Raw genomic sequence first — 257 nt, 5'->3', positions numbered from 1 at the left:
CGAGGCGGGAACATGAGCGATAGTGAAATCGTCGTTCATGAGGAAAGAAGCGGAGTCGGCGTCGTCTACTCGCCGGACATGCCCATCGACATTATCGAGGCGATTGCTACCCTAATCAGGCAACGGCCAGACATTCAGTCGATCAAGGTTCGCGACGTGAACGGCAACGAGATGACAGCCTTTAGAGGCAGACTACCGGAAGGAGATATGGCATGGTACGAAAGTCCATAGATCTGCGCCTGGCTCATCTCGACGCG

The 257-nt window shown here is 54.9% G+C and carries 1 protein-coding gene; it reads left to right on the top strand.

The window, feature by feature from the left end:
• Window positions 1-231, top strand: a 231-nt coding sequence (locus KVS69_RS19840; RefSeq protein ID WP_217539817.1) for a hypothetical protein, incomplete at its 5' end; no start/stop codon positions are given.
• Between the last annotated feature and the right edge of the window lie 26 nt (window positions 232-257).

It is taken from the genome of Stenotrophomonas sp. GbtcB23 (genome assembly GCF_019091045.1).
GTDB classification, from domain to species: Bacteria; Pseudomonadota; Gammaproteobacteria; order Xanthomonadales; family Xanthomonadaceae; genus Stenotrophomonas; species Stenotrophomonas rhizophila_A.
Note: the sequence above shows the minus strand (reverse complement) of the source record. Positions and strands in the feature narration are given on the sequence as shown.